This is a genomic window from Chromobacterium violaceum ATCC 12472, from assembly GCF_000007705.1.
In the GTDB taxonomy this organism is placed as follows: domain Bacteria; phylum Pseudomonadota; class Gammaproteobacteria; order Burkholderiales; family Chromobacteriaceae; genus Chromobacterium; species Chromobacterium violaceum.
In genome coordinates, this window is sequence record NC_005085.1 from 2667929 (window position 1) to 2682771 (window position 14843).

General features: G+C 65.4%; 12 protein-coding genes. 6 read left to right on the forward strand and 6 right to left on the reverse strand.

Annotated features, from left to right (window positions below):
• The first annotated feature begins 22 nt into the window (after positions 1 to 22).
• The 5 genes from CV_RS12120 (at position 23) to CV_RS12140 (ending at position 7036) form a co-directional block, all read left to right on the forward strand.
• Positions 23 to 2323 (forward strand): DNA translocase FtsK, encoded by a 2301-nt coding sequence (locus CV_RS12120; protein WP_045050881.1) that lies wholly within the window; start codon positions 23 to 25, stop codon positions 2321 to 2323.
• Positions 2324 to 2371: 48 nt separating this feature from the next.
• Entirely contained in the window at positions 2372 to 3460 is a 1089-nt protein-coding gene (gene hemH, locus CV_RS12125) for a ferrochelatase (protein WP_043596194.1), read from the forward strand.
• Positions 3461 to 3749: 289 nt separating this feature from the next.
• Positions 3750 to 4955 (forward strand): branched-chain amino acid ABC transporter substrate-binding protein, encoded by a 1206-nt coding sequence (locus CV_RS12130; RefSeq protein ID WP_011136028.1) that lies wholly within the window; start codon positions 3750 to 3752, stop codon positions 4953 to 4955.
• A 432-nt stretch (positions 4956 to 5387) separates the two neighbouring features.
• A complete protein-coding gene (locus CV_RS12135) occupies positions 5388 to 5984 on the forward strand; it encodes a TetR/AcrR family transcriptional regulator (RefSeq protein WP_011136030.1) in 597 nt (198 codons plus the stop codon).
• On the forward strand, positions 5981 to 7036 hold the full coding sequence (locus CV_RS12140) for a DUF418 domain-containing protein (protein WP_011136031.1): 1056 nt from the start codon (positions 5981 to 5983) through the stop codon (positions 7034 to 7036). Before CV_RS12135 ends, CV_RS12140 begins: the two co-directional genes overlap by 4 nt.
• A gap of 78 nt (positions 7037 to 7114) precedes the next feature.
• On the opposite strand, the gene CV_RS12145 is transcribed toward CV_RS12140, so the two are convergent.
• The 3 genes from CV_RS12145 to CV_RS12155 all read right to left on the reverse strand — a co-directional run bounded on the left by CV_RS12145 (position 7115) and on the right by CV_RS12155 (position 9079).
• Positions 7115 to 7930: a crotonase/enoyl-CoA hydratase family protein gene (locus tag CV_RS12145; RefSeq protein ID WP_011136032.1), complete on the reverse strand. Its 816-nt coding sequence runs from the start codon at positions 7928 to 7930 to the stop codon at positions 7115 to 7117.
• On the reverse strand, positions 7927 to 8418 hold the full coding sequence (locus tag CV_RS12150; protein ID WP_223937996.1) for a DUF4442 domain-containing protein: 492 nt from the start codon (positions 8416 to 8418) through the stop codon (positions 7927 to 7929). Before CV_RS12150 ends, CV_RS12145 begins: the two co-directional genes overlap by 4 nt.
• 70 nt (positions 8419 to 8488) lie before the next feature.
• Positions 8489 to 9079: a TetR/AcrR family transcriptional regulator gene (locus tag CV_RS12155; RefSeq protein ID WP_011136034.1), complete on the reverse strand. Its 591-nt coding sequence runs from the start codon at positions 9077 to 9079 to the stop codon at positions 8489 to 8491.
• Between the two features lie 141 nt (positions 9080 to 9220).
• On the opposite strand from CV_RS12155, the gene CV_RS12160 reads away from it, so the two are divergent.
• On the forward strand, positions 9221 to 11260 hold the full coding sequence (locus CV_RS12160) for a site-specific recombinase (protein ID WP_085953299.1): 2040 nt from the start codon (positions 9221 to 9223) through the stop codon (positions 11258 to 11260).
• 33 nt (positions 11261 to 11293) lie between these two features.
• On the opposite strand, the gene CV_RS12165 is transcribed toward CV_RS12160, so the two are convergent.
• From CV_RS12165 to CV_RS12175, 3 genes are read right to left on the reverse strand one after another with little or no spacing between them, the layout of a single operon-like run.
• Positions 11294 to 12901, reverse strand: coding sequence for a GMC family oxidoreductase (locus CV_RS12165; protein ID WP_043596197.1), 1608 nt, complete (start codon positions 12899 to 12901; stop codon positions 11294 to 11296).
• The gene (locus CV_RS12170; RefSeq protein ID WP_011136037.1) at positions 12898 to 13413 is read right to left on the reverse strand and encodes a twin-arginine translocation signal domain-containing protein; all 516 of its coding nucleotides are present in this window, start codon (positions 13411 to 13413) and stop codon (positions 12898 to 12900) included. The genes CV_RS12165 and CV_RS12170 overlap by 4 nt, the downstream gene beginning before the upstream one ends.
• A 1-nt stretch (position 13414) precedes the next feature.
• Positions 13415 to 14842 carry a coniferyl aldehyde dehydrogenase gene (locus CV_RS12175; protein WP_011136038.1) on the reverse strand — a complete coding sequence of 476 codons (1428 nt, stop codon included), beginning with the start codon at positions 14840 to 14842 and terminating at the stop codon, positions 13415 to 13417.
• Position 14843 lies beyond the last annotated feature (1 nt).

The following is a 14843-nucleotide window of genomic DNA, read 5'->3' on the forward strand; positions in this document are numbered from 1 at the left end:
GTCATAGCCAAATATGAAAAAAATGCGATTTTTCAAGCGCAAAGCCGTAGTCAAGAACAACCAGACGCCGCTGCCGCCGCAGCTGGTCTCCCTGCTCCGCGAAGCATGGTGGCTGCTGATGGCGGTAGCGGCCGTCTACCTTGTGCTGGTGCTGGCCAGTTATTCCCCGCTCGACTCCTCCTGGTCGCACAGCTCTTCCGACCCCACCGTCCGCAATTACGGCGGCGCTTTCGGCGCCTGGCTGTCGGACATGCTGCTGTACGTGTTCGGTTTTTCCGCCTGGTGGCTGGTGGTGTTCTGCCTGGTGGCGATAGGCTGGGGCTACCGCCGCATCGAAAGCCTGGGTTTCAAGTTCAATCCCATCACCGCCGCCGCCGTCGGCGGCTTCGTGCTGTTGCTGCTCTCCAGCTCCAGCTTCGAAGCCATCGTGCTGGACGGCAAGGCGCTGAAGCTGCCGCTGGACGCCGGCGGCATGTTCGGCCATTTCATCGGCAAGGGGATCGGCCACGGCCTGGGCCTGTCCGGCGCCTACCTGCTGCTGGGCGTGCTGTCCGCCATCGGCTTTTCGCTGTTCACCGGCCTGTCCTGGCTCAATCTGATGGAGCGCATCGGCACCGCGCTGGAAGAAGGCGTGATCGGCCTGTGGCAAAGCTGGCAGGCGAAGAAGGACCGCGAGATCGGCAAGGAAACCGCGCAGAAGCGCGAAGAAAAGGTTTCGGTCGCCAAGAAGAAGATCGAGGAAACCGCGCCGGTGCGCATCGAGCCGCCGGTGCTGGAAGTGCCGGTGTCGGCCAAGGCGCAGAAGCCGGTGCAGCAGTCGCTGTTTGCCGACCCCAAGGACGCCGCCCTGCCCGGCCTGAGCCTGCTGGACGCGCCCAAGGAGCTGCTGGAGCCGGTGTCGCAGGAGACCGTGGAATACACGTCTAGATTGATAGAACGCAAGCTCGCCGACTTCGGCGTGGACGTCAAGGTGATCGCCGCCTATCCCGGCCCGGTGATCACCCGCTACGAGATCGAGCCCGCGGTCGGCGTCAAGGGCGCGCAGATCGTCAACCTGATGAAGGACCTGGCGCGCGCGCTGTCGCTGGTTTCCATCCGCGTGGTGGAAACCATCCCCGGCAAGACGTACATGGGACTGGAGCTGCCCAATCCCAAACGCCAGATCGTGAAGCTGACCGAGATCATCGGCTCCGACGGCTACCAGAACATGGCTTCGCGCCTGACCATGGCGCTGGGCAAGGACATCGCCGGCCAGCCGGTGTCGGCCGATCTGGCCAAGATGCCGCACGTGCTGGTGGCCGGCACCACCGGCTCCGGCAAATCGGTGGCGATCAACGCGATGATCCTGTCGCTGCTGTACAAGGCGACGCCGCAGGAAGTCCGGCTGATCATGGTGGACCCCAAGATGCTGGAGCTGTCGGTATACGAGGGCATTCCGCACCTGCTGGCCCCGGTGGTCACCGACATGAAGCAGGCCGCCAACGCGCTCAACTGGTGCGTCGGCGAGATGGAGCGCCGTTACAAGCTGATGTCCAAGCTGGGCGTGCGCAACCTGGCCGGCTTCAACCAGAAGATCAAAGACGCCGACAAGGCCGGCGAGAAGATCCCCAACCCGTTCAGCCTGACGCCGGAAACGCCGGAGCCGCTCGACACCCTGCCGCTGGTGGTGGTGGTGATAGACGAACTCGCCGACCTGATGATGGTGGCGGGCAAGAAGATTGAAGAGCTGATCGCCCGCCTGGCGCAGAAGGCCCGCGCCGCCGGCATCCACCTGATCCTGGCCACTCAGCGGCCGTCGGTTGACGTGATCACCGGCCTGATCAAGGCCAATATCCCGACCCGGATCGCGTTCCAGGTGTCGAGCAAGATAGACAGCCGCACCATCCTCGACCAGATGGGCGCGGAGACGCTGCTGGGACAGGGCGACATGCTGTACCTGCCGCCCGGCACCGGCTATCCCAACCGCGTCCACGGCGCTTTCGTATCGGACGAGGAAGTCCACCACGTGGTCGAGTTCCTGAAAACCACCGGCGAGCCCAACTACGTCGAGGGCATCCTCACCGGACAGGCCGACGGAGACGACGGCGGCGCGGCCGGCGGGCTGGACGGCGACGCCGATGGCGAGGCGGACCCGTTGTACGACGAGGCTGTCGCCATCGTGATCAAGACCCGCAAGGCCTCCATCTCTTCGGTGCAACGCCACCTGCGCATAGGCTATAACCGGGCGGCGCGCCTGATCGAACAGATGGAGGCTGCCGGCTTGGTATCCTCGATGGAAAGCAACGGCAACCGCACCGTGCTGGCCCCCGCCCGCGACGATTGACCTTCGGGGGCGCTTTTGCGCCCCGCTACCCACTTCTTAAGGATGGCCATGCCCCGCTATCTGACTGAACCGGCGTTCCGCCATGATTACGCGCCCAAAACCGGCGTGCTGCTGATCAACCTGGGCACGCCGGACGCGCCCACCGCGCAAGCGCTGCGTCCCTACCTCAAGCAATTTTTGTCCGACCCGCGCGTGATCGAGATTCCGCGCCTGCCCTGGTGGCTGATTCTCAACGGCATCATCCTGAACACCCGCCCCAAGCAGTCGGCCAAGAAATACGCCAGCATCTGGACCAAGGAAGGTTCGCCGTTGCTGCTACATACCCGCAGCCAGGCCAAGCTGCTGAAAGGCCAGTTGGGCGAGATGGGACTGCACAATCTGGCCGTCGACTACGCGATGCGTTACGGCAACCCATCGATCGAGAGCGTGATCGGCAAGATGCGCGAGCAAGGCGTGGAAAGACTGCTGCTGCTGCCGCTGTATCCGCAATACGCCGCCTCCTCCAGCGCCACCGCGCTGGACGAAGCCTTCCGCGTGCTGAGCCGGCTGCGCAACATGCCGGAAGTCCGCACGGTGAGGCATTTTCACGATGATCCGGGCTACATCGCCGCGCTGGCCGCTCAAATCCGCAAGCATTGGCAATACGGCCAGCGGCCGGACAAGCTGGTGATGAGCTTCCACGGCGTGCCGCGCTTCACCCGCGACAAAGGCGATCCCTACCATTGCGAATGCCAGAAGACAGGACGGCTGCTGGCGGAAGCGCTGCAGCTGCGGCCGGATCAATACGTCATCAGTTTCCAGAGCCGCTTCGGCCGCACCGAATGGCTAAAACCGTATACCAGCGAAGTGCTGGAAGCGCTGGGCAAGGCGAAAACCGCCAGGGTGGATGTCGTCTGCCCCGGTTTTGTCGGCGATTGCCTGGAAACGCTGGAAGAAATCGCGATGGAGGGCAAGGAAACCTTCCTGAGCCACGGCGGTGGCGAATTCCGCTACATCCCCTGTCTGAACGAAGACCCGCAATGGATATCCTCTCTCGCGGGAATAGTCCGGAACAATCTGGCCGGATGGACTGAAATTCGGGCAGAAGATAGCCAGCAAAGAGCGGCCCTCGCCCATGACATGGGGGCATCCGCCTGACATCAATGCCGGGCGCGGCATGTCGGCGCGCAACGCACAAAGCATTGAAAATCAAACGGATAAGCTAAAATGACGGGCGTATGACCAAATGGCCATACGCCCGTTTTCAACTTATTTGCCGCAAAAAAGCGATATTGGTCCTATATTCATTGGGTGCGCGCCGGGCCGGATTGACACCCTCGCGAACTGCTCAACATAATCGATCGCAGCTACCAGCCTCTTAACAGTGTTGTTGGTTTGCCAAAGAGATCATCAAAGTCTACGCAGATAAGATTCAGGGGAACGCTCAATGAACAAATATGCTCGCTATAGCCTGATCGCCACCGCCGTCATCGCCATGAACGCCTGCAGCAAGCAGGAACAGCCGGCATCTGGCGGCCAGGCCGCCTCCGCTCCCAGCCAGGCCGCCGCAGGCGGCGGCGAAACCGTGGTCAAGATCGGCCAGGTTTCTCCGATGTCCGGCCCGATTTCGCACCTGGGCAAGGACAACGAGTACGGCGCCAAGCTCGCCATCGAGGATCTGAACGCCAAGGGCGTGGAGATCGGCGGCAAGAAGGTGAAATTCGAACTGGTGTCCGAGGACGACCAGGGCGACCCGAAAATCGGCACCCAGGTCGCCCAGCGCCTGGTGGACGCGGGCGTGGTCGGCGTGGTAGGCCACCTGAACTCCGGCACCACCATCCCGGCCTCCAAGATTTACTCCGACGCCGGCCTGCCGCAGATTTCCCCGTCCGCCACCAACCCTGACTACACCAAGCAGGGCTTCAAGACCACCTTCCGCGTAATCGCCAACGACGTGCAGCAGGGCAAGGCGCTGGGCGAATTCGCCGCCGGCACGCTGAACGCCAAGAAAATCGCCATCATCGACGACCGCACCGCTTACGGCCAGGGCCTGGCCGACCAGTTCGAGGGCGCGGTCAAGGCCAAGGGCGCGCAGGTGGTGAAACGCGAGTTCACCAACAACACCGCCACCGACTTCAACGCCATTCTCACCTCGATCAAGGCCACCAACCCGGATCTGGTGTTCTACGGCGGCATGGACGCGCAGGCGGGCCCGCTGGCCAAGCAGATGCAGCGCCTCGGCATCAAGGCCAAGCTGATGGGCGGCGACGGCTGGCAAACCCCGGAATTCGTCAAGCTGGCCGGCGACGCCTCCGAAGGCCAGTACGCATCCAGCTGCGGCATTTCCCGCGACAAGATGCCGGGCTTCAAGGCCTTCGACGAGAAGTTCAAGAAGGAATTCAACACCGACGTGCAGATCTACGCGCCGTTCGAATACGACGCCGTGATGGTGCTGGTGGACGCGATGAAGCGCGCCAAGTCCTACGATCCGAAGGCTTACCTGCCTGAAGTCGGCAAGACCGATTACCAGGGCGTGACCGGCAAGATCGCCTTTGACGACAAGGGCGACATCAAAAACGGCGCCGTCACCGTGTACCAGGTGAAGAACGGCAAGTGGGAAGTGGTGTCCACCGTGGGCGGCGAAGCCAAGTAAACGCCACGCCGAATGCACCGGCGATGACAGGGGCGCTTCGGCGCCCCTTTTCGCTCCACCGAGCCTTCCCCGCTGTAGATACGACTCTCGCAATCCGCAACGTCCTTCCCAGCCCGCGCAATCGTCCAGCCTGAACGCAACGAAGCCAGGCGTATCCGTCTTCCGGCATAGAGCCAGCCGGACAGGCGCTTCCTTCCCGGCCGCACCGACATTGCGGCGACACTCGCAACCACGGATGCCGAGCCTGAATCCGGCACTTGCGCGCTTTAAATGCCTGCATGGCAAGTGCTCCGCCACGCGTTACGCGGAGCGCGGTTTTGCTTTTTCACCACACGCCCATGCCATTTTTCCGCTTTTTTCAATCTCATATTGAATGAACGTTCGTTCATAAATATATTGAGACAGCGCTCCGTCAAACATAGTGAGGCCTTAGTGGCAAACAAACGCCAGCAACAAACCGACAGCCGCCGAGCCCAGATCGTCGAGGCGGCGCTCGCCTGCTTCGTTTCCTCCGGCTTTCATCAAACCGGGATGCGCGACATCGCGGACGCCGCAGGCGTGAGCCTGGGCAATCTGTACAACCACTTTCCGAACAAGCAGGCGCTGATCGCCGAAATCGCGGCCCTTGAGGCGCTGGAAAAACAGGCGCTGATGGACGCGCTGGCTGCGGACCCGGCGCGCCAGGCCATCCGCAGTTTCGCCGAACGCTATCTGCGGCTATGCGAGCGTCCGGAAGACGTCAGCCTGACTGCCGAGGTGCTGGCCGAGGCGGCGCGCAATACCGAATTAGCGGCGATGTTCGCGGCCAACCGCCGCCAGCTGGCCGACGCCTTGGCCGATACCTTGCGCCGGGGAGCCGCGCAGGCCGAGATAGACGGCAGCCTTCCCTTTTCCGCCTGCGCCCACTGGCTGCTGGATGCGCTGGAGGGATGCGCGATCAACCGGACCCTGCTGGGCGCGCACCTGGAAACCGCTGACATCTTGACCTTGATCGACAAACTCTTATCCACGGCAGGAGGAACAAGATGAATGCGCCCCCCAATCGCCTGAATGGCCTGGATCTGGCCCGCTGCCTGGCCTTGATCGGCATGGTGATGGTGAACTTCCGCCTGGCGATCGCGCCCTTCCCATCGGCGCAGGACCCTCTGCTGGCATGGCTATCGCCGCTGGAGGGACGGTCGGCCGCCATCTTCGTCACGCTGGCCGGCATAGGGCTGGGCCTGGCGACCGCACGCCTCGCGCGCGACCAGGCCGTCGCCCAGACCTGCCGGCGCGCGATGTTCCTGCTCGCCGTCGGCCTGCTCAACTTCACGCTGTTTCCGGCCGACATCATCCACTATTACGCCTTCTATTTTCTCGCGGCCTGCCTGCTGCTGCCGCTATCCGGCCGCCTGTTGCTGGCCGCTCTCGGCTTGACGCTATCGTCGGCTTTCGCGCTGCAATTGACGCTGGATTACAGCCGGGGATGGAACTGGGGCGAATTGAGCTATGTCGACTTCTGGACGCCGATCGGCTTCGTCCGCAACCTGCTGTTCAACGGCTGGCATCCGATGCTGCCGTGGCTGGGTTTCGCGATCTGGGGCTTGTGGCTGTCCCGGCAGCCGCTGGCCCGTCCCAAGACGCAATGGGCGCTGATCGCAGGGGGCAGCCTACTCGCCTTGGCCAGCGGGCTACTGTCGGCTTGGCTACGGGACCTGACGCCTGCGCCACTCTCGGCGTTCCTCGGCACCAAGCCGCTGCCGCCGGGGCCGCTGTACATGCTGAACGCCGGCGGCATCGCCAGCGCGGCGATAGGCGGTTGCCTGCTGCTGGCGGCCCGGCCGCGACTGGCGGCGCGGCTCTCCCCGTTGCTGGCCGCCGGACGTCAGACGCTGACGCTGTACATCGCCCACATCCTGATCGGCATGGGCGTACTGGAAGAAATGGGATGGCTCGACAGCGGTGAACTCGCGCGCGCGCCGCTCGCCGCGGCGCTGTACTGCATCGCCGCCGCGGCCTTCGCCTGGCTATGGTCGCGGCGCTTCCGCCACGGCCCGCTGGAGTCGCTGATGCGGCGCATCTGCGACCGGCAAGGCTCTTGATACCCGCCGGCCAAAACGGGACTGGCGCCGCGACGAGGGGATGATCCCGGCTGGACAGGCGTCCAGCCGGACAGGAGCTCAGTCCCGAAAGCTGACCTGCTGCTTCATCATCGCAGCCATGCCAGCCTTCTGGATGTCCTCCGAGATCAGCATCGCCGCGTTCCAGCCGGCGACGAACTGCAGGCCGTCTGCCACGCTGTGATCGCGGCTGTAGTTCATCACTTCCTTGCTGCCGCGCACCGCCAGCGGCGATTTTCCGGCGATCAGCTTCGCGCTTTGCATGGCTGCCGCCAGCACGGCATCGGCGTCCTCCGCCACCCGATTGACCAGGCCGACCTCCAGCGCCTCCTCGGCCACCATGTCGCGGCCGGTCAGCGCCAGTTCGCGGGCCACGCCTTCGCCCACGACCCTCGGCAGGCGCTGCAGAGAGCCGACGTCGGCCACCATGCCCAGGTCCACCTCGCGCACGCCGAAAACCGCGTTCTCGGCGGCGAAGCGGAAGTCCGCCGCCAGCGCGATGTCCAAGCCGCCGCCCAGACAGGCGCCGTGGATCGCGGCGATCACCGGCTTGCGGCAACGCTCCAGGCTGTTCACGCAATCCTGCAGATCCAGGATCACGCGGCGCAGCTTGTCGCGCTTGCGGCCCTCGCACTCGTCCTGAATGCTGGACTGCAAGCCCACCAGCATCGCCAGGTCGATGCCGGCGCAGAAATGTTTGCCGTGCCCTGCCAGCACCACGGCGCGGACGCCCGGTTCGGCGTCGGCCCAGTCCAGCGCAGCGCGCAGGTCTTGCCACATCTGCAGGTTCAGCGCATTGGCCTTGTCGGCGCGATTGAAGCGCAGCACGGCGACTTTCTCGTCCAGCTCCACTGCCACAGTCTGCAAATTGATCATGCGGTCTTCGCCTCCGGGCGTTTCTTGGGAACCCAGGCCCACAGCATCTCGCAGACGATGGGGGACTCGCCGGACTCGTCGGTGACCAGCACCTCGACCAGCACCTCGCCCTTTTCCTGCTCGTACATGCTCTGGATCTGCTGCGGGGTCAGCGTCGCCACGGCTTTCATGTCGCCCTGGGAGCGCTTGACGTAATTGACCTTCATCGACTTCAGCAGCATCAGCTTGTCGTCCGGCATGTTCATGCCCACCACGAAGCCTGTCGACGTTTCGGCCAGCAGCGCCATCGCCGCCGCGTGCACGCCGCGAATGTGGTTCTGCACCTTTTTGCGGTTGCGGATCGACACCGTCAGCCGGTCATGGCCGACCTGCTCGAAACGCAGTCCCGCGGTGGACAGGAAAGGAACGATCTTGCCGAACATCATGGACAGCACCGGCCGGCGCCAGCCCACCGGCAGACGGCCCACCTTGTCGGCGATCCGGCTCATGCTGTTTTTTCTGTACTCCATGCACCCCCCTTTGTTGTTTTGGTGTTGTCTGCGCCGGCGGGCCGGCGGCCTATTCCTGCGTCTCGGCCATGCCCAGCGTCGTTCTGACCTGGCTTTTCAGCAGCGGAAGCGCATCCTCGTCAATGCGCGCCAACTGCAGGCCGCCCTGCAGCGCGGAAAACAGCATCATCCCCACCGCCTCGGGCGAACCGGCGTAATCCATCTGGCCGCTTTCCCGCCCCAGCCTGACGATGGCGACCGCCCATCGCCTCATCTCGTCGATGAAGGCGGAGGCTTCCTGCCGCATGTCGTCGGGCAACGTCTGGAACTCGGTGCTGAGAATGCCGCTGGGGCAGATTTGCTTGTGCTGCAGGTAATACTGGTCCGACAGGCCGAAATACGCCTCCAGGCGGCGAGCGGCGTCCCACTCCCCCTGCTGGTCGACGAAGCGCTGGAAACGCCGGCGGTAACGCTGGATCAGCGCCACGCCCAGATCGCTCTTTTTGGGAAAGTGGTAGTGGATGGCTGCGTTGCGCACGCCCAGCGCGCTGCTGATGTGCTGATAACTGAAGCCATTGAAGCCGCGCGTCAGCAACAGCTCCTCGGCCAGGTCGAGGATGCGCTTGCGGGTGTCGTTCTTGCTGTCGGAACCATTATGCATCGGGCCACTCTACTTACTGGTCAGTAAGGTGTCAATCGGCCGCCCCGCCGCGCTTCTTGCCCGCTGGAACGGCGCATGACTTAAAATACAAGCGACACTCTTTCCCATCCGCGCCCAAGCGCGCGACCACCCTGGTAGAACATGACCGAACACACCGTTCCCGACCTGGAATCCTCATTGCGCCGGCTGTGCGAAACGCCCGGCCAGACCGATGCGCTGGCGGCGCTGATCGCCGCGCTGCGTCCCGGCGACCGCCAGCCGCATCAGCAGGCGACGGTCAACCTGCAGGCGCTGTCCTTCCTGCTCGAACACCACCCCGAGTTCCGCGAAGCCCTTCGCCAGGCCTTGTGCACGCTGCTGGCCGAAAGCCGGCAGATTCCGCTGTATACCGACGCCGGCATCCTCGCCAACGACGGATTCGGCACCACGCTGTTGCACCGGCTGGGCGAGCGCGCGCTGCCCATGCCCTACAATCCCGATTCGCTGCGCGACCGCTTCGGCCTGCTGTTCAGCGACAAGCAGGACTATTTATGGCTGGAAGCGGTGCCCGACGCCACCTGGCACGCGCTGTGGCGGGCGATGGCCTGGCAGGAGGCGCCGCGGCAGGACAGCGCGCGCCAGACTCGGCTGCAGCTGCTGGAGTCGGTTCAAGTGCTGTCCGCCCGCATCACCGCCATCGGCCTGGAGCCGGAACTGGTGCGGGTCTGCCCGGAGGTGGAGCGCTTCGCCTCGCCTTTCATGCATCTGAGCGCCGAAGTGCAACGCTATGCCGACGGCTACCGCCAAGCCTTGATAGACGGCGTCGAGCCGCCCGAAGACGAAAAGCAGGTGCTGGTGCTGGTGGAGCAGTGCGAAGCCATCCTGGGCAAGGTGCGCAAGAACGCCGCGCGCTACGGCATCTCGGTCAACCTGACCTATCACGGCCTGCGGCTGGCGCAAAGCATCGCCCGGTTGCGGGCGCTGCTGGAGCTGCTGTCGCCGGAGCACGATCCGGCCAAGCGGCCGCAGTTGTTCCGGCTGCTGGTGGATTTCGCCCGCGCCGAAAACCGCAAGTACAGCCTGCGCGACCTGTTCAAGTCCAATACCGAGCTGCTGGCGCTGCAGGTGACCGAGCACGCCGGCCGCCACGGCGAACATTACATCGCGGAAGACCGCCGCGAGTGGTCCAAGATGGGCAAGGCGGCGATGGGTGCTGGCTTCATCGTCGGCTTCATGGCGCTGATCAAGCTGATGCTGGCGCGCGGCCACCTGCCGCTGCTGTGGGAAGGCATCGCCTTCGGCCTCAACTACGCGATCGGCTTCATCATCGTGCAGATCCTGCACTACACCATCGCCACCAAGCAGCCGGCGATGACCGCGGCCCGGTTGGCGGCGGTGCTGCAGGCGCAGTACGGCCGCAAGCAACAGCTGGAAGAACTGGCTGAACTGATCGTCAAAGTGGTGCGCACCCAGTTCGTCGCCATCATGGGCAATGTGCTGCTAGCCATCCCCACCGCAGCGCTGATCGCGCTGGCCTGGGGCGCGCTGTTCGGCGCGCCGGTGGTGGACGCGGCCAAGGCGCACAAGCTGCTGCACGAGATCGACCCCATCCACAGCCTGGCGCTGCCGCACGCCGCCATCGCCGGCGTGTTCCTGTTCCTGTCCGGCTTGATCGCCGGCTATTACGACAACAAGGCGATCTACCGCCGCATACCGGAACGGATCTCCGGCCACCGGCTGCTGAAGCGGGTGCTGGGCGAGAACCGCGCCTGGCGGCTGGGCAACTACATCGAACACAATCTGGGCGCCCTGGCCGGCAACTTCTACTTCGGCATGTTCCTGGGCCTGACCGGCACCGTGGGCACGATCTTGGGCCTGCCGCTGGACATCCGCCACATCACCTTCTCGTCCGCCAACCTGGCCTTCGCCAGTGTGGCGCTGGATTTCCAGGTGCCCTTGTCCGTCGTGCTGCTGGGCTGCGCCGGCGTGGCGCTGATCGGCGTGGTCAACCTGGGGGTCAGCTTCTTCCTGGCGCTGTGGGTGGCGCTGCGCTCACGCAAGCTGTCCGGCTCGCTGTTGCTGCCTTTGATTCCCATGCTGGCCAAGCGCTTCCTGCGCCGGCCGCTGGGCTTCTTCCTGCCCCCGCCGCCTGAGCCGGCGACCGCCGTCGACGCGCCCCCCGCGGACGAAACGCGAAACTGAGCGCATCCGGCGGGCGAATGCCGCCTGCCGGCCTCACGCTTTCGCCATTTCCTCGGCCAGCCGCTCGGCCGCGCGCCAAGCGAAAGCGTAGATCGACAGCTGGGGATTGGCGCCTATGCTGGTCGGAAACGCGGAGCCATCCACCACGGTGAGATTGCGCCACGTCCAATGCCTGCCCCAGCCGTCCAGCACCGAGCGGGCGGGATCGTCGCCCATCGCCATGCCGCCCATCACGTGGGCGCTCACCAGCCGGGCCTGCAGCGCCTGCAAGGGCAGCGCTGCTATCATCTCCCGGGTCTGTTTCCAACTCGACATCGGCTGCGCGCGCTCATGCAAAGGCATCACCAGGCTGGCGCCGGCCGCGAACTGCAGCTCCGCCATCGCCAGCCAGCTGCGCCGCACGCCGTCCCAGACCACGTCGTTGAGCGGGTAGTCCAGCGCGGGCGAACCGTCGCCGCGCAGCTTCACCGCCCCGCCCTGGCTGTCCGGATGGAAGCCGTCCCGCAGCAAGGCCAGCGTGGCATGCAGATGCGGCAGCTGCTGCAACAGCTGCGATTGCTCGATGCCGAAACCCGGGAAAGTGACGCTGGCAAGCAAGGGATGCATGGGGGGCACCTCCAGCTTGAAGCCCAGCGGGCCATCCAGCGACTGCGTATGCATGTAGTGGTCGGAATAGACGGTTTGCGGCGCGCCATTGTAAGGCTCCACCATTTCCGGCATCAGCGCGGCGCTCAGCGCCACCGGATGCAGAAAGGTGCGCTTGCCGGTTTGGCCGCCCGCGTCAGGCAGGCCGCTGCGCAGCATGATGGCAGGCGTGCCAATGGCGCCCGCCGCCAGCACCACCTGCCGCGCCCGGACGCTGAAGCGGAGCCCGGTCGGCGTATTGCCGTCGGCGCCGAGCAAACTTCCCTGAACGGACGCGATGCTTGCGCCGCCCGAGTCGGCCAGCAGCCGCTCGACGCGGGCCCGGCTCAACAGCCGGGCGCCATGGGACAACGCCTCCGGAATGCAGGTGACCAGCATTGACTGCTTGGCGTTGGTGGGGCAACCCATGCCGCAGTAGCCGAGATTCCAGCAGCCGCGCACATTGCGCGCGATGCGCGCGTGCCGCAGGCCCAGCGCCTGGCAGCCGCGCTCCAGCACCAGGTTGTTGCCGTTGGGCTCGGCCTGCCACGGTCCTATCCCCAGCCGCTGCTCGGCCTTTTCAAACCAGGGGCGCATGGTTTCGGCGCTGAGTCCGGCCAGCCCATGGTTTTCCTGCCACCACAACAGCGTGTCCGCCGGCGTGCGGAAACTGCTGGTCCAGTTGACCGTGGTGCCGCCGCCCACCGCGCGGCCCTGCAGGATGGTGATGCCCTTGTCCAGCGTCTGCCGGCTGGCGGATTCCTGGTACAACTCCGGATAGGCCTTGGCCTCCAGCAGCCGGAAATCGCTGGAGCTGTACAACCCGCCCTCCTCCAGCAACAGCACGTCGAGGCCGGCCCGGCTCAGCACCTCGGCCGCGATGCCGCCGCCGGCGCCGCTGCCCACAATGACGACATCCGCCGCCAAGGACAGGTCCTTGTCTTGCTTCGCCCCATCCATCGCCTTCCAGCCGCTGGCCAAACCTGCCCGGATCGGATCGGGTATCTTTCCGCTCAAGGCAGCATCCCCATCACCGCCGCCGGCTGGTTATAACCCAATGCGGCCCAGCTGGCGGGATTGCCGTACCAGCCGGCATGGATCAGCCGGTGCAGGCCCTGGTAGGCGCTGCATTGCAAGGCGAAGCGACTCTCGCGCCAGCGCTGCAGGAACTGCCCTAGTTCCCGCGCGGAAGCAAGCTGCCAGGGCGAGCGTACGCCGGCCAGCCAGCGACGGGCCCAGCGGTTGCCCAGCAGATCGAACAGTTGGCGCACCTCGCGCCGCGTCTCGAACGGCAAACCCTCCACCGCGCGGTCCACGCCGTCCACCACGCTGGCCGAAGGCACGCCGGGCAGGCCCAGCAGCACCGGAGCCAACGCGGCGACGATCTGGGCGTCGAGCGGACTCAGCCATCGCAGCGCGCGGGCCGCGGCAGGATCGGGATCCTTTGCCGGGGCGGCCCAATAGCCAGCCAACAGCAGGGCGGCGCTTCCCAGCGCGCCCGCCTTCAGGAATTGACGACGGCTGGCCATGTCAACGCAGCATCAGCTTGAGCAGCCATTCCACCGCCGCGCCATACGGCGGCCGGGTCAGCCAGGCGCCGGACAGCCGGCTCTGGCGGAACACCGGCTTGAGCTTGGAGAACGTCAGGAAGCCTTCGCGCCCGTGGTAATGCCCCATGCCGGACGGGCCGACCCCGCCGAAGGGCAGATCCTCCTGCACCACGTGCAGCAGGGTGTCGTTGATGCTGACGCCGCCGGAAATCGTTTCCTGCAGCACCCTGTCGATGCGCAGCGGATCGTCGTCGAACAGGTATAGGGCCAGCGGCCGCGGCCTGGCGTTGATATAGGCCAGCGCCTCGTCGAACTTGTCGTAGGCGACCACCGGCAGGATGGGGCCGAAGATTTCCTCCTGCATCAGCGCGCAGTCGTCCGGGCAGCGTTGCACCAGGGCCAGCGGCAGCTTGCGGACCGCGGCCAGGTCCTCGCCCGCGGGATTGATCTCGTCGATGCGGGCGCCGGCCTGTCGCGCGCCCTCCAGCCACCCCCGCAGGCGCTGGTAATGCCTGTCGTTGACGATGGCGCTGTAATCGGGGTTGCGCGCCAGCGTCGGGTAGGCGCGCTTGGCGGCCGCGCGGATCTCGTCCAGCAGCAACGCGCAGTCCTTGTCGTTGACCAGCAGATAGTCCGGCGCCACGCAGGTCTGGCCGGCATTCATCATCTTGCCGGCGACAATGGCTTCCGCCGCGCGCCTGAGATTGGCGCCGCGCGCCACCAGCGCCGGCGACTTGCCGCCCAGCTCCAACGTCACCGGCGTCAGGCTTTCCGCCGCGGCGCGCATCACGTGGCGCCCCACCGCGGTTGAGCCGGTGAACAGCAGATGGTCGAACGGCAGGCGGACGAAGGCCTGGGCCAGCTCCGGGCCGCCGTTGACCACGGCCAGCAGATCCTCGCCGAAATGCTGGCGCGCCAGCCGCTGCAACAGCTCGCCGGTGGCCGGGGTGTACTCTGACATCTTCACCATCACCCGGTTGCCTGCCGCCAGCGCGGCGGTGATCGGTCCGAAAGCCAGGAACAGCGGATAATTCCACGGCACCACCACCCCCACCACGCCCAAGGGCTGCGGATGCACGCTGGCGCGGGCCGGCGCGAACCAGAGCGACACGCCGCGCCGGCGCGGCCTCATCCAGCTTTTCAAATGCCGGCGGGCATGGCGTATGCCCTCCAGCGACGGAAACAGCTCGGCCAGCCGGGTTTCCACGCTGCTGCGCTGCCCGAAATCCTGATTCACCGTGTCCACCAATGCCTGGCGATTCTCCTGGATCAGGCGCTCCAGCGCGTTCAGCCAGGATTTGCGGGTCTCCAGCGAGGGGTTGGGCGCCGCGCGGGCGACTGCCTTGAGCCGGGCGAAAGCATCCAATAGCGCGGCCTCTTCCTGAGGAGGCATTTTGATGGCATCCATA